The 19445-nt window shown below is 44.2% G+C and carries 19 protein-coding genes; 5 read left to right on the forward strand and 14 right to left on the reverse strand.

From position 1 onward, the window contains the following. Positions 1 to 42: 42 nt before the first annotated feature. From C170_RS01730 to C170_RS01750, 5 genes are all read right to left on the reverse strand, one after another. Positions 43 to 531, reverse strand: a complete 489-nt coding sequence (locus tag C170_RS01730; RefSeq protein ID WP_036605972.1) for a GyrI-like domain-containing protein — start codon at positions 529 to 531, stop codon at positions 43 to 45. A gap of 215 nt (positions 532 to 746) precedes the next feature. Beyond that, positions 747 to 1814: an ABC transporter permease gene (locus C170_RS01735; RefSeq protein ID WP_036605973.1), complete on the reverse strand. Its 1068-nt coding sequence runs from the start codon at positions 1812 to 1814 to the stop codon at positions 747 to 749. Continuing rightward, a complete protein-coding gene (locus tag C170_RS01740) occupies positions 1811 to 2686 on the reverse strand; it encodes an ABC transporter ATP-binding protein (protein WP_036605974.1) in 876 nt (291 codons plus the stop codon). The genes C170_RS01735 and C170_RS01740 overlap by 4 nt, the downstream gene beginning before the upstream one ends. Beyond that, a complete protein-coding gene (locus C170_RS01745) occupies positions 2667 to 3515 on the reverse strand; it encodes a hypothetical protein (protein WP_036605975.1) in 849 nt (282 codons plus the stop codon). Before C170_RS01745 ends, C170_RS01740 begins: the two co-directional genes overlap by 20 nt. Then, positions 3490 to 4062: an RNA polymerase sigma factor gene (locus C170_RS01750; protein ID WP_036605976.1), complete on the reverse strand. Its 573-nt coding sequence runs from the start codon at positions 4060 to 4062 to the stop codon at positions 3490 to 3492. The genes C170_RS01745 and C170_RS01750 overlap by 26 nt, the downstream gene beginning before the upstream one ends. Before the next feature lie 238 nt (positions 4063 to 4300). Here C170_RS01750 and C170_RS01755 point away from each other — a divergent pair, with 238 nt between their 5' ends. Beyond that, positions 4301 to 4903 (forward strand): hypothetical protein, encoded by a 603-nt coding sequence (locus C170_RS01755; protein ID WP_036605977.1) that lies wholly within the window; start codon positions 4301 to 4303, stop codon positions 4901 to 4903. A gap of 236 nt (positions 4904 to 5139) precedes the next feature. After that, complete coding sequence (locus C170_RS01760) at positions 5140 to 7380, forward strand: S-layer homology domain-containing protein (protein WP_036605978.1); 2241 nt, start codon at positions 5140 to 5142, stop codon at positions 7378 to 7380. Between the two features lie 128 nt (positions 7381 to 7508). Here the strand turns inward: C170_RS01760 and C170_RS01765 are convergent, their stop codons facing one another. The 6 genes from C170_RS01765 to C170_RS01790 all read right to left on the reverse strand — a co-directional run bounded on the left by C170_RS01765 (position 7509) and on the right by C170_RS01790 (position 12670). After that, a complete protein-coding gene (locus tag C170_RS01765) occupies positions 7509 to 8495 on the reverse strand; it encodes a phosphotransferase enzyme family protein (RefSeq protein WP_036605979.1) in 987 nt (328 codons plus the stop codon). Between the two features lie 405 nt (positions 8496 to 8900). Further along, positions 8901 to 9449, reverse strand: a complete 549-nt coding sequence (locus C170_RS01770; RefSeq protein WP_155985008.1) for a hypothetical protein — start codon at positions 9447 to 9449, stop codon at positions 8901 to 8903. A gap of 4 nt (positions 9450 to 9453) precedes the next feature. After that, a complete protein-coding gene (locus tag C170_RS01775) occupies positions 9454 to 11037 on the reverse strand; it encodes a glycosyltransferase family 39 protein (protein ID WP_036605981.1) in 1584 nt (527 codons plus the stop codon). A 198-nt stretch (positions 11038 to 11235) separates the two neighbouring features. After that, on the reverse strand, positions 11236 to 11445 hold the full coding sequence (locus C170_RS01780; RefSeq protein WP_036605982.1) for a helix-turn-helix domain-containing protein: 210 nt from the start codon (positions 11443 to 11445) through the stop codon (positions 11236 to 11238). Between the two features lie 262 nt (positions 11446 to 11707). Then, positions 11708 to 12241 (reverse strand): isochorismatase family protein, encoded by a 534-nt coding sequence (locus C170_RS01785; protein WP_036605983.1) that lies wholly within the window; start codon positions 12239 to 12241, stop codon positions 11708 to 11710. 42 nt (positions 12242 to 12283) lie between these two features. After that, the gene (locus C170_RS01790; RefSeq protein ID WP_036605984.1) at positions 12284 to 12670 is read right to left on the reverse strand and encodes an iron chaperone; all 387 of its coding nucleotides are present in this window, start codon (positions 12668 to 12670) and stop codon (positions 12284 to 12286) included. A 184-nt stretch (positions 12671 to 12854) separates the two neighbouring features. On the opposite strand from C170_RS01790, the gene C170_RS01795 reads away from it, so the two are divergent. Continuing rightward, the gene (locus C170_RS01795; protein WP_036605985.1) at positions 12855 to 13175 is read left to right on the forward strand and encodes an ArsR/SmtB family transcription factor; all 321 of its coding nucleotides are present in this window, start codon (positions 12855 to 12857) and stop codon (positions 13173 to 13175) included. Positions 13176 to 13274: 99 nt separating this feature from the next. Beyond that, entirely contained in the window at positions 13275 to 14357 is a 1083-nt protein-coding gene (locus C170_RS01800; RefSeq protein ID WP_036605986.1) for a saccharopine dehydrogenase, read from the forward strand. 114 nt (positions 14358 to 14471) lie between these two features. On the opposite strand, the gene C170_RS01805 is transcribed toward C170_RS01800, so the two are convergent. After that, positions 14472 to 15134: a M48 family metallopeptidase gene (locus tag C170_RS01805; protein ID WP_036605988.1), complete on the reverse strand. Its 663-nt coding sequence runs from the start codon at positions 15132 to 15134 to the stop codon at positions 14472 to 14474. A gap of 153 nt (positions 15135 to 15287) precedes the next feature. On the opposite strand from C170_RS01805, the gene C170_RS01810 reads away from it, so the two are divergent. After that, a complete protein-coding gene (locus tag C170_RS01810) occupies positions 15288 to 16043 on the forward strand; it encodes a GNAT family N-acetyltransferase (RefSeq protein WP_036605989.1) in 756 nt (251 codons plus the stop codon). A gap of 185 nt (positions 16044 to 16228) precedes the next feature. On the opposite strand, the gene C170_RS01815 is transcribed toward C170_RS01810, so the two are convergent. Both C170_RS01815 and C170_RS01820 read right to left on the reverse strand, forming a co-directional pair. Next, positions 16229 to 18607, reverse strand: coding sequence for a GH36-type glycosyl hydrolase domain-containing protein (locus tag C170_RS01815; RefSeq protein ID WP_036605990.1), 2379 nt, complete (start codon positions 18605 to 18607; stop codon positions 16229 to 16231). Positions 18608 to 18736: 129 nt separating this feature from the next. Further along, the gene (locus tag C170_RS01820) at positions 18737 to 19156 is read right to left on the reverse strand and encodes an ester cyclase (RefSeq protein WP_036605991.1); all 420 of its coding nucleotides are present in this window, start codon (positions 19154 to 19156) and stop codon (positions 18737 to 18739) included. Between the last annotated feature and the right edge of the window lie 289 nt (positions 19157 to 19445).

Below are 19445 nucleotides of genomic sequence, written 5' to 3' on the forward strand. Positions count from 1 at the left end.
GCCATATTCGATGCTGATGATGCCTCCAGGCATCCTTCGTAATCAAAAACGGACTTTTTGAACAACCACAGGTATCCAGACTTGGGGAGGTGTGCCGTGACCTCTGTACACTTCAAGTTCTGGAATACCTGCATGCTTATATGAAGTGGAAGGAAACCACTCTGTCATAATATGGTGCCACAACCGTTGTATCGCCTCCGGCTTTAATTCATTCGCTTCAAATACAACCCAATGGGAGGTGGGAAGTTCGATGGACACCAAACCTTCAGGCACTTCACCTGAGTAAGAGGTAGCAATCCAATACTCCATTTGATTGTCATGCAGCTCTCGCTGATCTACACAGATGCCCACCAGACCGGGAATAGCTCCGTTGTTGAACCCGTTTAAACGTTCCTCAATGCCGTCTGCCAAAGCATCCTGCCACATCTTAGGAATTTCTATTAAATTCTCACCATCCACACAAGAGAACGTTCGTTTGATGCCCACAAAGGTAAGGGACTGTTGTTCGATCACATGTTCATTCACATTCATTAGATGGACTCCTCTCCGAGAGCGATATGGGGCACGGTTCTCCATGACCCATTATGAAAACATTGTCCCATACATGATATATACCTCCGATATGTCCTACAGTTACTGTATCAAAAGAGTAAGTAGATTGGAAATAGTGCCAGTACTCCTGCAAATAAAAAAAGTCCGCAGTGACTGCGAACCATATCTCTAAAAGGAATCACTCATAGCTTCACTTAAGAAAACACTTCCCGGCTATGGAATATACGATATGTGGCAAGTATAGTCGAAACAGTCATGAAAGCCATCACAACTATATATAAGGTTAAATAAGACATATTCAGCCCAAATAAGGAATAGTTTATTGGTGTTTGATAAAGCCCTGTTACCCGTATCATGGTACTTATCGAAAATTTTTCGACCCATTTTAATGACACGGATTCCAAATTTAATACGTCAAAGGCCAAGTATGGCAGACCTACTATCACAGTATTCGTAATTATAGCTATAAAGGATGTAGAACTGAGGACCGATACCAGTAAAACAATAGATGCAAAGACCAAGCTACCTGCTATATGAGTAAACAATTGAACTAAATAATATTGAAAAGCAGTAAAAGTATACGGTGAGAACTCATAATCAAAGCTGTAAACATACATGCCCACGCTCTGTATGGAAGTATCCGCCCCAGCCAGATTACCAAACCTTAACCAATATAAAACCAAGTTTACACCAGTAAATAAAACGGCACACATTACAACGTACAATATGGAAGCAATGCATTTTGCTGATACAAGCTTGCTTTTTCCTCTTTTGCTGCTACGCAGTAATGATGCTGTACCTAGTACATATTCTTCGGTAAATACCGGAGCCAACCCTAGCAGAATTATAATCATCATAAAAACTACACCGAATTGATCAATGTATTCCAGTAGGTAACCCCAAGGTTTATTATAATATATTTCGGATACATTCACTGTTCGCTCCATGATGTTGCCATGATCATCATATCGTGTACTGTTCTTAATCGCCTCTGGAGAAAAAAACACAATATCGTACAATGCACCATATTGGTATCTACCTTTGGTACTATCCCAAATGGAATCATATTGATTATGTGCGACTTTTACCTTCTCTGTTGTAATAGCACCTTCATAAGGTTTGTAAAAGGCGGAACCATCCATTATCCCAGGATGCCTCCAAAATGAGTATACGACTAGAAAAACAATTAAAATAGACAATGCTATGCCAATACTTTTACGCGTTATAATTTTATAAAACTCGAATTGAGTTAAACGAATCAAGACTTCGTCTCCTCTCCAAAATAGTGCATATATACATCTTCAAGCCGAGGTGATTCTCGTACGGCTTGCGGGACAGGCTGTTCTTTGGCCAGTATTCTGGCTACGATTCCATCAGACTCATAAGACAAACCACTTACTTTGAAATGAGAGGTAAGATCAGCAAGTTGCTGCGGATTTAATTTCGCTTTCCATACGTTATTTTTCATCCGGTTCATAATCTCTTCCGGAGTATTATGGGCGATGAGCTGCCCTTCATTCAACAAAATCATCTCCTTACATGAAAACTCCAAATCAGAAATGATATGCGTAGATAACATTACAATACGATCTCTTCCCAGCTCGCCGATAATGTTACGAAATCGAATGCGCTCTTTGGGGTCCAATCCAGCTGTAGGTTCGTCAAGAATCAAAATTTGTGGATCATTCAACAAAGCTTGGGCAATTCCCAATCGCTGCTTCATTCCTTCGGAGAATGTGCGGATTTTATGTTGTGCTTGATTTTCAAGGCCCACCGTCACTAGCGTTTCCTGCACACGTGCTGAAGCTTGACTAATACCGATCCCTTTCAAAGAGCACATATACATGAGAAATTTATAAGCACCGAATCGGTTATAAAATCCAAATCGCTGGGGCATGTAGCCCAACAAACTTCGATAACGGTCTCCCATGTTTTGGATAGACTGCCCGTTCAACAAAATTTGTCCAGACGTGGGCTTGGAAATGTCTACAATCATGCGAAGCAATGTTGTCTTCCCTGCTCCATTCGGCCCAAGAAGACCGTAAACACCACCACTGGATAGTTCTAGTGAGACTTCTTTTACAGCCAACTTGTTCTTGTATTTCTTGGATACGTTATCCATGGTCAGTATCAAAGGAGTAACCTCTTTCTGTCTGTGATGTATATTTCCTTGCCATCTCATAGATCTGACTGATTAATAGTAAAACTCCGCATAGAGCCATTGCTATAAGTACTGTGGGCTGGATCGATTGAAGTAGAGTCTTCAATTCGGGATTACTTAGTACAAGCCAAACCAGCGCGAACCATACAATTAAAAAGATACTGACGGCTGTCCCACCTCTGACACGCATCGCAAGCCATAGACTTGTACCTGCTGCTATCATAAGCTGTGTATACGAGAGGCCGATAGCACTCCATGATATGGAAACATCTTTTTCGCTTGATATAAGTAAATTAAGCAAAACAACAAACGCCATATTCCCAATAAGTACTACGATTAGACGGGTAAGCATCAGTTGCTGTGCCGTGATTTTGCAGGTCAGTTCGATTTCCATTAATCCTTGATCTCGACCTTTAAAAACTTCTAGCAAACCAAGTACAAATGGAACAGGAACTATAAAGAGCACACTCATGTACGGGTCTGTCGTACTGTGAGTACCTAGCCAATAGCCGAACAACAAGAGCATTGAACAAACTAACCAGTAAGATTTGTGGAAGACAGCAACCTCACCATAAACTAACTGGAACAATTCCTTGACTGAATTCCCAGATGATTTTTGTTTCAGGTGAGCATTCATGGGATCTGGCATATATGTATCCAGTATTCTAATTGTCTTGTCAATCTCCATCTCGGATGGAAATTCGACCGGATACTCATCCAGATATGAAGCAATTTCGTTGTACTCTTCTATTTCCAACTCTGTTACAGGATTCAGTTCATCTCCGTTTCCTCTGCTTTTCATCCCGTTCACCTCCCACAATAATCTCCTTTAATTTCGTTATCCCCAATCGAATGCGCGACTTCACGGTCGATTCGTTGGTTCCCGTAAGTTCAGCAACTTCCCTGATCTTCAATCCATTGTAATAGTTTAGTATGACTGCATCTCGCTGGTGATCAGGCAAACTTAATACTGCGCGCCTGACTTGCTCATTCTGAAATCGCTTATGAAAAATATTCCAAACATTCTGTTGTTCACTGGCAGGGAACGCATCCTCAGTTAATTCACTCTCTCTTTGTTGCTGCTTGAACTCCCGCCCACGATAATAATCTCTACAATGGTTCACTGCAATCTTCAGTAGCCAGTGACTGAATTTACCTGTGTTCTGATACTTGTCAAAGGAATTCATCATTTTTACAAATACCTCTTGTGTTAGATCATAAGCAGTATGGTACTCTCCGGTTTTCCGGTAAACATAAGCAAATATCGACTGATAGTGCCGCTTCACCAGTACTTCCATGGCAGCACGGCTACCTTCGCGAATCTCTTGAATAAGCTCTTCATCATTCAACGCTCCCTCACCCCCTCTATAAACAATTAACGAAATTTGGATAGTAAAAGATCAAAAGCATAGAAGTATATTTTTCTGAATATAACAAAATTTCAAAAAAGAAGTATTAATACATTGGCTCTGATCCAAATTTACTCAGGCGTGCGAACTACTGGCTTCATCCTTGATTTCCTTATTCTGGTGCAACTTTATTGTTACTCGTTCGTCTAACTACTGACCAACAACGAAGGAGATGACTATGCGAATAACTTGCAGCCCCGGTTTTCCTGGAAGCATGATTGGATCGATTGATCTTCAGCCATCGAAGTATTACACCCCACCTTCCAGTAACAGTAAGATCACAGAATATGTTGACCCCGATCTCATTACCATTCCCTATGTGGAAGATCCAGCATTCGGCTCACACTTTGACGCCATGAAGATCATGATCGGAACTTATAAAGATGAAATGCAAGTGAGCTATGATGTCGAATTTACGATTGATGTAGATAAAAAAGGTTATATTACGCAATTCGAGCATATGTTCCAGCTGGAGCGTTATTTGGATCTGGTTCGCACAAAGTCCTATAAAGTGATCAAGACAAACTGGTGCGGACAAGTATTTCACGTGATGACGTACAGTTACCTGGAGGAAGTCATTCATCCGAAAAATGTTCTTTTTAAATGTAACATCGCAGAAGACGTTTTTGTGGTAGCTGAACTTGTCTCCAATCGCTCAGATGAAAGTGCAACTGGGCACGGTATCAGGGATCTGCATTTCCGTGCATTAATCTCGGCACGAGATGATCTGTACCCATTAGATTATATGTGTGAGCCTGATTTCGACCTGAGTCTCGACTAAAAAGTAGATACATATGTTGAAAGAGCATAAGCTGTCCCCAATCAGCGGGGTGGCCTGTGCTCTTTTTTCAACAAGTGAACCACCAACTCCCTAATTCAAACATCCTCCTTCACATGCTCGGCCTTATGCTCTCATGCCTGGCTCTAAGCAAAACCAGCTGTAATGTCGATGAATATACCATAATGCTGAACATGCATATGTTCTTCGTACGTTCAGATATGAGAGGGGTTGGAAACATGGTTTACCGGAAAAATAAAATGCATTCACTGTTCACTCTGCCCTTGGCAGGGTTGCTGTTTCTGTTATGGGGTGCTCAAGCTGCACATGCGGAACAGATCGACAGTTTGTTACCTGAGCGAAGTCAGCAGGAGATCGTTCAAAAGTGGAATCAGTGGATGAATGGCAATGATACATCTCCCCTGTATACAAAGACACCTTCGACAAGTGCTCCCTACTCTGCTGGTGTGGTAAGTGACGCCTATCTGGAACAAGGGCTGAACGCAGCCAACTTTTATCGTTTTATCACGGGTCTACAGGGCGATCTTGTCCTTGATCCGGCATTGAATCGTCAAGCCCAGCATGGGGCTGTTGTGGTCTCCACGGGTGGATACCTGTCCCATTCTCCAAAACAGCCAGGAGATATGCCAAAGGATTTCTTTGACACCGGTTCAAAGTCTGCCAGCAGCTCCAATCTGTACGTTACCAGCAGTGCAAAGAATAACGTCCTGACAAACAGCATTCAGGCCTATATGAATGATTCGGATGCCTCCAATATTGATCGATTGGGTCACAGGCGCTGGATTTTGAGTCCACAACTGCAACGAATCGGATTTGGACTCGCCACTCGTAGTGAAGCAGGCAAGACATATGATCAGTACTATAGTGCCATGCAGGTATTTGATAAAAGCAGAACGGGGGGAACTTCGTTCAACTACAGCCTGTTCCCGAATCAGGGAGCTTTTCCAATCGAAGCTTTTGGCAGTACACAGGCCTGGTCTGTTCAACTGAATACAGATGTATTTGCGAAACCATCACTATCTGAGGTACAGGTCGAGATGACTCGGACTTCCGATCAACGTACGTGGACCTTTAATGCCAAGAAACAGAACAGTGGCTTTCCAACCGGTTATTACAACGTGGACCCTGCGGATAAACAATGGTTTAATCAAGCCTATTTCAATGTAGAGACAGGTGGATATGGATATGGCTACGCCATTATCTTCCGTCCCGACGATGTGCAATTGTTAAAGAACGGCGATACGTTCAACATTCGAATTACAGGTCTGCAAAAGAAAAACGGTACAGCAGCGGAAATCTCATACTCCACACGTTTCTTCCATGTGGACGGTGTTCAAGATACAACACTTACCCGTATAACGCCAGGACAACCAAACCTGAAAGTCCGAACAGGAGAACAGATTGATCTGCCTTCAATCACTGCCGTGAATGATAACGGAACATCCTATGTTCCACAGTCTAACGTTTCCTTCACCACGACGTCAGATCGCATTGTCATCAAGGATGGAAAAATCATTGGACTTCAGGCTGGTAAAGCCGAAATTCGGATTCGTTTTGAAGGGAAAGAAGCGGTTGTCTCTGTTACGGTAACGGGAATTCCCCAATTAACTGATGTCCGTACACATTGGGCGAAAGATGCCATTCAATGGGCCGTTCAACAGGAGATGGTCAGTGGATACGAGGATGGAACGTTCAAACCCAACAATCAGGTGAGTGAAGCCGAATTCCTCTCCATGTTGTTCAAGCTGTATGCGAATTCCCATGTCATTCAGAGCATCGATGCTGCAGAGGGACAAGCTATCAAAGGAAACATCTGGAGTGATCGTTACTACACCTATGCTTCCGCGTTGAATCTGAAACTGGATGCCAGCAAACAGAATCCGAAGCTGCGCAATCGTGCCTTGAACCGAACAGAAGTAGCCGTAATCGTGGCGGGGCTTGGCGGTAAGAATTATACCCAAGATGAAGATGCCATCCGGTATCTGCTGAACATGGGATACTCTTCAGGCAAAACCGCAGCTACGGTGCAAGGTTATGCGGGACAAGAATCCTTGACCCGGGCAGAGGCCGTTGTTTTTCTCCAGAACCTGAAGGAAAAAAGCTTCGAACTATGGAGCAGGCCGAAGAATGTCACTGAAGCTACCGAGAATGAAAAGAACGGCGGACTACCGGATCAGACCATGAAAGCAGTATATTCCGCCGATCACACACTGGTCCTTCAAGGTACGTTCCCGGCGTATGCCAACCAGACGATGCCGATCAAAATCCATGGTCCTTCGCCTGCTGTAGAGCACATCCAGACGCAACAGGTTACAACAGATGCCTATGGCAATTTTAAACTAACGCTAAGTAACCTTGATGCAAAGGAACTTAACCTCTATGTGGACGTGCGCGAAGATTATGCCTACTGGATCAGTGTAGAAGCGGGGCATACTGCGATAAGTGATTATACCGAGTAACATGTAAAAAACCAGCTTAGGAATTCTACATGGAATTTCCAGTTGGTTTTTTTTCTCGAAACATATTATTTCTGGTGTGAACATGACATATTTTTATGGAATTGGAGAAGCGTCGGCTGCACTAGAAATTAAATCGGATAACCGAATTGCTCTGCCTTTTCTGTCATTATCCTCGCTAACCTCGCTCTTAGTCCGCTCATCCACTCCGGCTCATATGACCACTGCTCTGCAACAGATCGAAGCATACGCACATAACCGTACAAGTTGGCAAAACGACGACAAGCGGGGAACATACTCTCCAGATCATAACGTTCTCCCACCTTGGACCAATACCCGTTCAGGAACAATTGATTCTTCTGCTCCCATTGTTCAGGCTCGATCTCCTCACGTAGACTATCCAGACTCTGTTCCACGTCCATTGCGTACCAGTGATACATCGAGTCATCAAAATCAATGGCATAACAAGACTGGTTACCTTCGTCATAGAAGACATTGTCCAGTTCAAAATCGTAGTGGATGAGACCGAAATTTTGCTGGGTCATCGGCCAAGTCGCAAAATACGTTCGAAGAAACTCCACCTCATTCAAAGCAGCCGTTTCACCAGAAAAACCCTTCAGGATCTCCTGCATCCAATCCAAAACATCCGTATAGGTCCAGCGTTCCTCCTTCTGCTCAGGCATGAATGCGCGCGATAGATGATGCAGCTCACCCAATGCCTGACCATAGCTGTACAGGATGGAGTCATTCAAATCAATGCTTCCTAACTGCGATCCAGATACTCGCTTGAATACGGAAGCATAGTACGTTCCCCATGGGGTGTGAGCCTCTACAAGTTCCGTCCCTGAATGAGAAGGTACAGTCTCCATGGCTCCATACTGATTCGTTCGAAGATAACGGAGGAAATCCAATTCCGCGCTAAGGTTGATTTGATTTTTTTCCTCTACCGGGGCAAAACGAAGCAATCTCACTTCCCCCTGATCTCTGAACGGATACACGGCATTGGAGGATATGCGATAATACTGAAACATATCCAGCGACTCAGGATCATAACTCCAATTCTTTAGAATCATCTCGGCAAGGTCTTTATTTTGGAATAAATATTTTAATTTTAACATGGACATTTCTCCTTTTTGATCGTTTTAGGTGCATTGCTTGTAACCACCGAATGCCTATTTTTGCGCGCAAAAAGCCGCAGGCTATGCCTGCGGCTTTTAAAAATTCTGAGTGTATGAGAAATTTGCACAAGCAAATAAACCTCGCATACGCCAGAAAAAATGAGCAGTTATATCCCTATATATCGGCAGATCTCAGATCGGACTGGGAAACTGGATGTTTTCACCCTGCATCTGAATGGTCTGCCGGAATTATTCAGTTTATGCTTACCTTCATTGTAGTAATAGAACATACCATCTTAGACCGTCGTTTCATGACGCTCACTCCCTTCAAAAAACCAGTTGTTACCATAATAGCCGATAAGCCAAATGTAAGCAATTACAAAATGACGATAATCCCATCATTTTTTACTGGACAACCCTCACCCGTTCCACCGTCTCGGTGTTGTCCTTATACCACACCATCACGATGTTTTCTTTTTGAAGATCAGACACTTGAATGGACGAATTCGCACGTGAGCTGGAATTGCCCGAGCCCGGCGTCCCCATACCTTCAGTGATAACAACATCATCACTTATATTCAATTTCATCTCCATTCCGGTATCCTTCCACTCCATGCTTGGGGATGAGTTGTCCTGCACCTCAAGTAACGCCAGCGTAACTGTGTTTCCATTCACGGAGATGACTCTACCAGTAATGTTGTCATTCATCATCCCCTGCGTCATGCCAGGACTGCCTGATCTATCATTCATGCCCGCGGTGCCTCTTCCACCTCTCGGTGTTCCTCCATTCATTCCCAGGCCACCACCATTCGGCATACCACCACCGTTCATGCCTTGCGCAGAACTGGTCTTGGTAATATTCTGAGCGGTTATCACATCGCAAGCCGTTAGCATAACCGAACATCCCAGCAGTAGGAGTAGCGTAACCGATGTAAAATATTTATTTTTTCGCATATGATCACCTTTTTCTCTGGGAATATTTCTCCAAGGTACCTTTACGATGGAATATGAAGTCATACGTATCTTTGAAACCCATATAGGACAGCACAACCAACAACGGATATACAGGGTAGATGTATCTGGACTTAATCTCCCACAGAATATAAAATCCGATGAATCCGAGAATGACCAGGATTAAGGAGACTTCATCATACCGTTTATGACGAATTCCACCGACCAACCGGATGAAAATAAAACAGTACATCAAGAAATTCATCACATATACAATCCAGAGCAAACCTGTCCGATAAGCCGAATCCCCTTGCAACAGTTCTGTTATCGCATTGGTGTAACTGTAGGAGCCTGCGATTCCACCTCCCCTTCCTCTTCCGGCACCCAAGGAACTTTCATTGCCGATTCCGTATCGGTCCATTTGGTACGTTCCTTCGGTCCAGGTCCATATAATCTTTTTGTAATACATCTGCACCAAGTCACTTGCACTTGCTTCAGACAGCTTGTTGCTGATCTCTTGTTTGAACAATGTTGCGCTCTCAGCCTTATTGTAGTTGGCCTGCCTCTGATAGATCTGATAACTCTCCATATTGTCCCAGAAGCCAAAACGCTCCAGATTAATGCCCATATTCAGCCACATATAGACCGGTGCAGCATTCTCTCCGACAGATTCGCTCACAACACCGGAGGATTGAAGAACCGCATTCTGAGTCCAGGTTGGTACATTAAACAACATACCCAGCACACCGATGGAAATGATGACTTTCTTCATTCCAATGCTCCGTAAATTCAGCAGGATATATATGATGGCAGCGATCAGCACGATCACGCCAATGCTTCGGAAGTAATTGCCCATCGCGAGAAAAACGGCGGCAATGACGATGGTTTTCCAAGACTTTTCACGTACAAAACGAAGAACAAAGTATAAACACGATGTCAGAAAAGCTGTGGCAATCACATCGTTATAGATCAGGTTGTTCAGGAACAAGGAAGGCAGGTACGTTGCTGCAAAGATCAACACACCGTAATCACGTTCCGTGGATCTGTCGTTCACTTGTTTGTAGATAAGATAAATCATGAACGTTGTTAACGTTGAAAACAAAATATTAAATAGTTTGATGACCAGATAGTTGTCCGGGAACAGGTACAGCAATGTCTTCAGATACAACACGATCGAATAGTTAAACGGGAACATGTGCAGATAACCACCCGTTTCAAACGAAGAGTAGTCTTGGTCATACAGCATGTTCATAGCAAGTGAAAGAACGGTCTGTGAATCATCGGTGGGCACTCTCGGAAATACAAAAATGATGATGATCTGAATGACGAGAGAACATAACAGCACAATCGGAATGACAACCTTCGGGCTGTATTTGTTCAGCTTCAGACATAGAGCATATAACCCGACACCTGAACCAAGAAGCAAAAGAATGACCGGGAGAAAAATACTCCACTGCTGCATGCCCAAAATGGGATTGTCCCCATACAAGGCATAGTTGTACTGTGCCCGTACCAACAAGGACGAAGCAATAAACACCGCAACAAACACGAGCAAAATGAGATAAAACGACTTATGCAGCACCTTAGACATGCAAAAACTCCTTTTCGATTACAGGATTCCGTGAGTATTATAATGGCTCTGGCTGAAAAATCGCTGAAAAGGAGTAACGCTTTCGATCAGTGCAGCTCAGTATGTGTATACAAACAGAAAAAAACCGTCCCTTCGATAAGGTAACGGTCTATATGTCCAATTTTTTAAAAGTATAGGGCCTTAGCTAAATGTTGAAGATCACTTCTCGTCCTTGATAAACTCAATGATATCCTGGATGTCACAATCCAAAGCCTCACATATTCGATTCAGCGTATCGAACTTCACACCATCGGTTTCTTCATTATATAATTTGGCAATCCCATTTCTATGTAATCCGGTTAGTCGGGATAAATCAGCAATATTAATTCTTTTCTCACCCATAATACGAGATAAATGAACCTTGATCATACGAATTCTCCTCCAAACTAAAATGCACACTGTGATGTTGACAAGGAATGCCTTATTCTGTCCAATACACACAAATAGACCGCCCCCGTAGCAAAGGAATGCGGTCTATTTCATCGTGCCCTTATGTTACCGAAGCCCACCGCCCTTAAAAGCGGCTATTGCTCGGAGGAGTCGTGTTACCAGCACGGCTCTCTTTGCATTTTACGTCTAATCTGCTCTTATTATACCATACTCAAATCTCAGGCGTCACATGTAAACCACGCTAGATACGATACATTTCTTTATACTCATCCACATATAAAACTTCAATACAATTCGACCAATTCAAAATCGAACCGACAAAATCCTGAATGTCCAGACCCGGCATCTCATACGTCTCCGCTGTGTTCACCGAACCTGTTGCGTCCTCAATCAAGGTTACCTTAAACCCTTCGTGTTCCGCAGTGATTGCCGTAAACAGACAACAATATTCCATGTTGAATCCAACAATAAATACATGTTCTACCTGATGCTCATGTAGCCAAGTTCTTAGCTCCGGATTGCTGAAGGCACTTGGTTTGCTTTTCTCCATAACAGGATACTGACCGGTACCCATTATAATTTCCAGGTTCTCAACATTTTTATAGAACAGTGAAGAACCCTCCTGATCGTAATCTACATGTTTCATGTATATGATTGGCTCATGTTGCTGTTCAAAATCAGCGATAACCGCTTCAATCTTGCCCAACTGAACTGTGAAATCCTTCAATGACTTGATCCCATACTGCACATCCAACACGATTAGTGCTTTGTTCATCTGTACTTCCCCTTCAGTAGACTAACAGGTTTTTACCATTTACTACTTCTTCTGCTTCTTCTCCCGAGCTTTTTCCACATTTTCTTTCACCCGAAACTCCACAATCCGGCGGATCAGATCCTCCGGCAATGGCTGGTCCAGCGGAAACTGGACAGATCCCTTAGCCCCTTTGTACTTGGAGAGTTCCTCCTGGAAAGCTTGAATTCCCCTGGGAGCAGGGTAAAACCCAATATGATGCTGGTAAGCGGCAAAATGAACCAAATTCCCATGCTGTGCATACGTAGGCATCTTGTAACTGATTTTCTCTTCGGCGTTCGGAGCCGCTTCACGAATAATCTGTCTTATTGCCTGTAATCTCACCTGTACATCAGGTGCAAACTCCGAGATATATTCATCTACCAGCACCGAATAATGGTTACTCTCAGCCATCTTGGACTCCTTCCACCACGGATACATCAATGGATTCGTGGTACGGGCATATTTGCTTATATTGTACTGCAAATGGACAAGCGGAACAGCTATTTTCCTGCAACTTGGAATGTTAAATTTGATTTTTAAGTGAACTAAGCTTTATAATACGTTTAAACAATTAAACATTATAACGGAGTGAGCCATGAACGAATCGATGGGTAACCAAAAAGTTATTGATATTTTCGAGAATCTAAGTCCTTATCTTCAAGGTTTGGGAGATCCCGTTCGCCAGCGAATCATATCGCTGCTCATTGATCAAGAGAGCATGAACGTATCGCAGATTGCAGAGCATGTCCCCATGTCACGCCCTACGGTCTCTCATCACTTGAAAATATTGCGTCAATCCGGGCTGTTATCGGTTCAGAAGAAAGGTACGGAGATGTATTACAAGCTGGAGTTCAACGATGCGATCGAATTAATCAAACAGCTCGTTCATCTCGTGGAAGTGGAATGTCAGAGCTAGCGCATACCGCGCTGGTGTACTGCATTCCTTTTCTTCACCTCTATATGTTCAATAGTTTAAACATATAAGTACATAAACATATCAACGGAGGTATATAGAATGAATAGAAAAAGAGTTCTCATCGCAGGAGGCTATGGTGCTGTAGGTGCACAGCTTGCCCGCATTTTGCATGACAGGCATCCTGATCTGGAATTGGTATTGGGAGGTCGTTCTGCGGGTAAAGCAGCACCTTTTCCATCCAATCGTGTCCAAACGGTTGTTGTTGATACCAATGCAAACGATCCACTGATTCACGCAGGAGAAAATATATCGTTAATCATTAATGCAGTGAACGATCTGGATGATCGGCTACTGGTATCGGCAGTGCGGAGAAAAATTCCCCTCATCGATATAACACGCTGGACTGAGGTGTTCAATCAAGCGATCCGTACAGTAGAGCAGGAAGAGCTTCATGCTCCGGTAGTGCTGTCCTCTGGATGGATGGCAGGAACGGCGTCACTCTTTGCCATGATACTTTCTAACTCTCTGCAACATGTCGAAGTAAACATTCATGCCCTATGGTCGCTGCGGGATAAGGCCGGGCCTGATTCGGCAGCCTTCATGGACCGGATGAGTATTCCTTTTCAGATAACCGAAGCCAATACACATCGACTCGTCTATCCCATGACAGATCCGATCAAAGTTCATTTCCCGAACGGGTATACGACTCCATGTTACAGATTGGATACACCCGATCACGTCACATTACCTCATACCAGTCATATTGATTCAACCAGCTTCCGCATTGCATTCGATAGTAAAGTATCTACCTATGCACTCACGGGACTGGTTAAAACTGGAGTATGGAAGATGATCAGCGGTGAACGTTTCAAGCCATACCGGCGAAAGTTGCTCTATAATCCAGGAACTGGGAGTGCACATCATCTGGTCATTCAATTGAAAGGATTGGATGCAAAAGGGAATGAGGTTGAACGAACGATGACGGTCTCTGACCCACTTGGTCAGACCCATATGACTGCACTTGGCGCTGCGGTTCAAGCCGAGAAGATACTATTGATGCCAACGGACAAGCCTATGTCTCCAGGCGTCTATTATCCTGAGCATCTGTTCGATGATCGAATGGACATGGATGCGGTTACTCATTTTTTCACACAATACGGCGTTCAAGTAACCCACTCCTGATCCAGACATAACAAAAAATCCGCGAAGCCGCTCACTGCAAACAGTGGGACCTTCGCGGTTTTACGAATAATAATGGAGAAATGTATCTTTTTAAGTACAAGCTTGTGTCTGGCATTATAGTGTCATAGCCCGACCATTTCGCATCAGGTAATCTTCTTTTGTTTTGTAATCCGGCATGATGCTACCGATCCGCCGCCAGAAGGAGCGATCATGATTCATGTGGTGAATATGGCACAGTTCATGAATGATGACATAATCCATCACTTCCAGTGGCGCCATCGCCAGGCGATAATTGAACGTAAGTTTTTTGTCCCAGCTACAACTGCCCCACTTGGTGGGAGAATCTACGATCTCTACTGACTTCGGCTTCACCTTCAACTCTTGCTGATAACGTCCGATGCGCTCCCCAATCATACGTTTACACTCGGCAAAATAAAACTTCTTCAGATTCGCTCGCAGCTCTTCTTCTGTCAGCCCCTCTACAGGGATTAAGTCATGCAGTGCATGCTCCTTGCCAAAAAGCAGGAACTTCCCTTTGCCCTCATCTTCGTATTCCTTGGCTTGAGGACCGTCAAGCGCTCGCTGCATCAGTGCGGATTTCTTCAAAATCACATCCCCATGCTGCTCTACAAGTTGCCGGATCATGTCTTCACTGGTACCATTGGGTGCTTTTATTGTTACCATATAAGGTAAGTCCATCGTGATGGACACTTTCTTGCGTTTACCGTATTGGATATGACAGTTAATGCTGTGATTATTTAATTCTATAGTTAACATAACGCGCTCCGCTTCTGAAGTTATTCATTCAACCAAATTAAATTGTATACCATCTCCGGCTATAATGCATACTGTTCGGCGATATATATGTTTGTGTTGTATTTTTATACACAATTATGTATTATTATTTAATTATAAAATCGGAGGTTGGATATGACACATACCATAGATTCAGAACATAAAACCATTGAAGAACTATCGCTTAACCACTGGCAACCCTTGTCCACCTTATTATATGACGGCTGGGTACTGCGTTTTGCCAAAGGATATACCAAACGTGCCAACTCCGTTCAACCTATCTACGACTCCACTCTGGATGTGCATAAAAAGATTGAGGAATGTGAGCGCATCTATGCCTCCAATCAGTTAAGTACCATATTCAAAATCACGCCGTTTATTCAGCCGGATCATCTCGACCAGCTTTTGCAAGACAAAGGGTATACTGTTGTGGATCTGACTCGTATCCAGATCAGGAGCCTGGAAGAGATCAAAGAGCCTGCACACCAGGCTGTACAGATCGACGAACAGTTGACCACAGCGTGGCTGGATCATTTTTGCAGGTTAAATCAGGTGAATGATCTGCAACGGGAAACGACGGAACTTATGTTGAACAATATCCGCACACAGGTAGGTTTCATCTCGCTGTTGATCGATGGGCAAGTCGTCGCTTGTGGGTTTGGTGTCATCGAACGTGGCTATATCGGGTTGTATGATATCATTACAGACGCTAACTTTCGAAATCGGGGACTTGCTGAACAGATGATCTTGCATCTATTGCATTGGGCAAAAAAACAAGGTGCTACCTCCAGTTACCTGCAAGTGGTTGCGAATAATGCACCTGCCTTGAAACTTTACGCCAAGCTGGGTTATTCAGAGATTTATAGCTATTGGTACAGAGTCAAAGAATAGAGTGTTTGCTAATCAAGCTTAGCTTGTGGATTCTTTCATCATATTCAGTCTGACAAACGTATCAATTCAAAACAACATCTTGAAAGCAAAAACTGCCCTCCTTCTATAAAGGAAAGGCAGTTTTTAATTTGTCTTCGTAATTTTCCAAACTCTTCACATCGTTCAGCATTACTCCTTGCGCTTTTCTACAAAGGCAGCTTCACCAGCACCTCATATTTCACGCCGGCCTCTATATTCTTGATGATGTCGCCTGCAATCCGTTGACCGTCAACATGCACCTCAATTTGCTGGACAGTTGCATCCTTCTTCATATTTACATTCAGCTCAGCCCCGCGGAACAACCGCGTAACTGATGCCTCGTTCCAATCTTCTGGTAACTGCGGCCGCACTTGAAGTCCTTGTACATGACCTTGCAGTCCAAACAATCCGTCGATCAGACAACGATACACCCAAGGCACCGTGCCCGTGTTGAACAAATGACTGGAGCGCCCAGCTGTACGTGTGAATTGACGATAGGCTCCGCGATAATAATTCGGGATAAATACGGGTAGCTGACCCCGTTGAAGAATATCCTCGGCATCGGGGCCCGGAATCATTTTACGCAACAGACGATACGCCTTCTCCTTCTCGCCCACCAGGTACAACGCATAAATATAGAACGCCGCCGCGTGATTGTACACTGCACCATTCTCTGCACTTCCCGGATGTTTCTGCGTAACACGGCCTACATCTTCCCGCATTGCTGTGAAAGACGGCGCGAGCTTCTCGACACCATATGGCGTCTCCAATTGCTCCTCTACGGCACGGATTAACTTCTCCTGTTTCTCCTGATCCGCAGCACCGCTCATAAGTGCCCAGCTCTGAGGATTGATATAGATGCGCCCTTCCACGTCGTTGCTTACACCAAACACTACGTTATCATCCGTAATTCCGCGGGCATACCAGTCCCCATCCCACAGATACTCATTGGCTACCGCATTGGTCTGAGTGGCTTCCTGACGGAATTCCGCTACAACCTCGGCACGCCCTGCCTGTTCACCAATATCTGCCCACACATTAAACGCATATGCCGACGCAATGGTCAGCCAGCCGGATACGCCTTTGCCTTTGTACCCCACCATGTTCATCGGATCACACCAGTCACCCTGATTGATATAGTTCAACCCACGCGCATCACGCTCATGGATCAACCAGCGCATTGCAAGATTCATATGCTCCAGTACGGAAACCTTTTGTTCACTGTCTGTAAAAGCAACCTGTTCCTCCAAAATGCTATAGTCATTCGTTTCATCCAAATAGGTCTTCATACAGACCGGAAGCCAGATGCAGTGATCGGTATGAGGAACCTGGTTAATATATTTCAGTTCTGCGTCCGGGTGCAAAATAATGCCGTCTGGCATCGCCCCGCTTATATGCTGCTGAGACAAGGCTGTCAAGAACGCATCCCGCGCAATCTGCGGCTGAATGTAGCTCATACCCATGTTATCTTGCAAATAATTCCGCGTCTGCGGATCGGTTGTCAGACGGTTGGTTTTGCCATGATAGTACATCTGGCGAGGCAGCCAGTGATTCACGACATTATCTAACCAGCTATCCGGTGTCTCAATCTGGATGTTTCCTTGCCCTTCCGCAATATAACCAGCATATTCCTGTTCGGCTGCGACGAAACCATCCTGTCCATCCTTATTCTGCTTCACAAAATAATGCTGACGAATGCCCTCAATCTCTGTCTCATCATGAGCCGGACCAAAGATAAATCGATACGCCTGCTCCGCTCCCGCTTCCAGTTCGACTCTATATTGCAATACAGCTACAGGTGTCTCGTAGCGTGCATCTCCACCAGCCAGTGTCTCCGACTGCAGGGCCGAAGGATTATGTAGTCCGCCTTCGCCTTCAAAAGTCTCATGATTTACTTCCCAGCCAGTCGGTTGGTGATCTGCAAGCAGATAGGTTTTGTCGCTGTAATTTTTGATTTTGCTATAATCCTGATATTTCTGATACGGCGTAATCGCCGAGCAGACAATGCCCTGCAAATCTTCCACATATGAACCGGATTGGTTCATCCAGGACATATAACCGACCGTATAATACGGGTAGATACTCAGCTTGCGTTTTCTCGAAGACAGATTGGTTACCTTCACACGCCAGAGCTCCATGACATCTTCCTTCGGCAGGCGCAGGGACATCTCGATGCAAATGTCGTCCTGAATCACTTTCCAATGAATATCGTGTTTACCGACAGCGAACGTATAGCTATCCGCCTGCTTGCGAACGGGTTCATACGGGGCGGAGAAAATTTCGCCACTTATTTCATCTTTAATGTAGACAAACCGTCCCGGATGGTGGGCATAGTATGGCTGCTCCGGTTGCATAAACGTCTTGGCTTCCAGGTTGGGCGCGTACGAGTATTTGGCAGGTTCGGGCTGCATGAATTGGGCCACCGCGTACCCCCGGCAATTCACATGAATCATCATCTTTTCATTCCAAAGGAATCCGGATGCCTTCGGTAAACTTGTCGGGCTTGTTAGTTCAACATATTGATTATCTTCCGTTGCTTTAATCATCACTGAACCTCACTTTCAGATTATGGAGTTAAAAGACAGAAAACGTTTTAGGTAACTTGTATACAACTTTGTTCATTATAACACGGGAACGCTTACAAAGAACTGAAAACTAAAAAAGAGCTGAGAAACTCAGCTCCGATTACGTTCCAATTGTTTCTCGATGCCCAACCTGTCGATCTGTATCCAATACTCTGCAATTTGTTCTTTTTCCACTCGGTATACCGCACTCGCAATTTCAATCACCGGGAGGTTGGTTGGACTGTATCCGTCCACTTTGCCGATATGGGTACCCGTTTGTCTCCAGCGCACATAAACTTTATCACCTTGCGTCAGCAACTCCTGAATTTCGAGTGAAAATTCCCCGTAAGCTTCGATCATTTCTCGCACATGATCTGCATAATCGGAAGGGGTTCGGGTCACTGTGACCTCTTCTTCAGATATCACTTGATGGGCCAGTACTTGTTCCGCCATGACGCTGCTTGCATAATCAGGATTCCGGCCTGATCGGACTTCTTCAAAAAAGGTTCTGACAATCTGTTCTGCTGTCATACGCCAATCCAGCCTATTCAAATGTTTCGTTTATATATATAAATATGTAGTAACTCTTGTATTTTAACATGGTCCCCCCGCTACAGAATTACAACTGTTCTATTGTTATACAGGACTTAAAACCTACCCTCTCACCTTGACAATGCGTCAATATGACCATAAACTAGCAAAGGATATTAGGAAATTAATAGGAGGTTTGTCCGTTAAGAGGTTCGAGTATGGGTTTTAACCATATTTGATAATCTTTCGGTGTTAGAAACGTAGCATTAGAGCAACTCAGAAAAACAAG

The sequence above is a fragment of the Paenibacillus sp. FSL H7-689 genome, from assembly GCF_000517905.1.
Taxonomy (GTDB): domain Bacteria; phylum Bacillota; class Bacilli; order Paenibacillales; family Paenibacillaceae; genus Paenibacillus; species Paenibacillus amylolyticus.

Bases quoted from the DNA above. Each gene is read 5' to 3' on its own strand.
- C170_RS01730 (WP_036605972.1), bottom strand. From the start codon at position 531: ATGAATGTGAATGAACATGTGATCGAACAACAGTCCCTTACCTTTGTG.
- C170_RS01745 (WP_036605975.1), bottom strand. From the start codon at position 3,515: ATGAAAAGCAGAGGAAACGGAGATGAACTGAATCCTGTAACAGAGTTG.
- C170_RS01755 (WP_036605977.1), top strand. From the start codon at position 4,301: ATGCGAATAACTTGCAGCCCCGGTTTTCCTGGAAGCATGATTGGATCG.
- C170_RS01760 (WP_036605978.1), top strand. From the start codon at position 5,140: ATGGTTTACCGGAAAAATAAAATGCATTCACTGTTCACTCTGCCCTTG.
- C170_RS01765 (WP_036605979.1), bottom strand. From the start codon at position 8,495: ATGTTAAAATTAAAATATTTATTCCAAAATAAAGACCTTGCCGAGATG.
- C170_RS01770 (WP_155985008.1), bottom strand. From the start codon at position 9,449: ATGCGAAAAAATAAATATTTTACATCGGTTACGCTACTCCTACTGCTG.
- C170_RS01775 (WP_036605981.1), bottom strand. From the start codon at position 11,037: ATGTCTAAGGTGCTGCATAAGTCGTTTTATCTCATTTTGCTCGTGTTT.
- C170_RS01780 (WP_036605982.1), bottom strand. From the start codon at position 11,445: ATGATCAAGGTTCATTTATCTCGTATTATGGGTGAGAAAAGAATTAAT.
- C170_RS01785 (WP_036605983.1), bottom strand. From the start codon at position 12,241: ATGAACAAAGCACTAATCGTGTTGGATGTGCAGTATGGGATCAAGTCA.
- C170_RS01790 (WP_036605984.1), bottom strand. From the start codon at position 12,670: ATGGCTGAGAGTAACCATTATTCGGTGCTGGTAGATGAATATATCTCG.
- C170_RS01795 (WP_036605985.1), top strand. From the start codon at position 12,855: ATGAACGAATCGATGGGTAACCAAAAAGTTATTGATATTTTCGAGAAT.
- C170_RS01800 (WP_036605986.1), top strand. From the start codon at position 13,275: ATGAATAGAAAAAGAGTTCTCATCGCAGGAGGCTATGGTGCTGTAGGT.
- C170_RS01805 (WP_036605988.1), bottom strand. From the start codon at position 15,134: ATGTTAACTATAGAATTAAATAATCACAGCATTAACTGTCATATCCAA.
- C170_RS01810 (WP_036605989.1), top strand. From the start codon at position 15,288: ATGACACATACCATAGATTCAGAACATAAAACCATTGAAGAACTATCG.
- C170_RS01815 (WP_036605990.1), bottom strand. From the start codon at position 18,607: ATGATTAAAGCAACGGAAGATAATCAATATGTTGAACTAACAAGCCCG.
- C170_RS01820 (WP_036605991.1), bottom strand. From the start codon at position 19,156: ATGACAGCAGAACAGATTGTCAGAACCTTTTTTGAAGAAGTCCGATCA.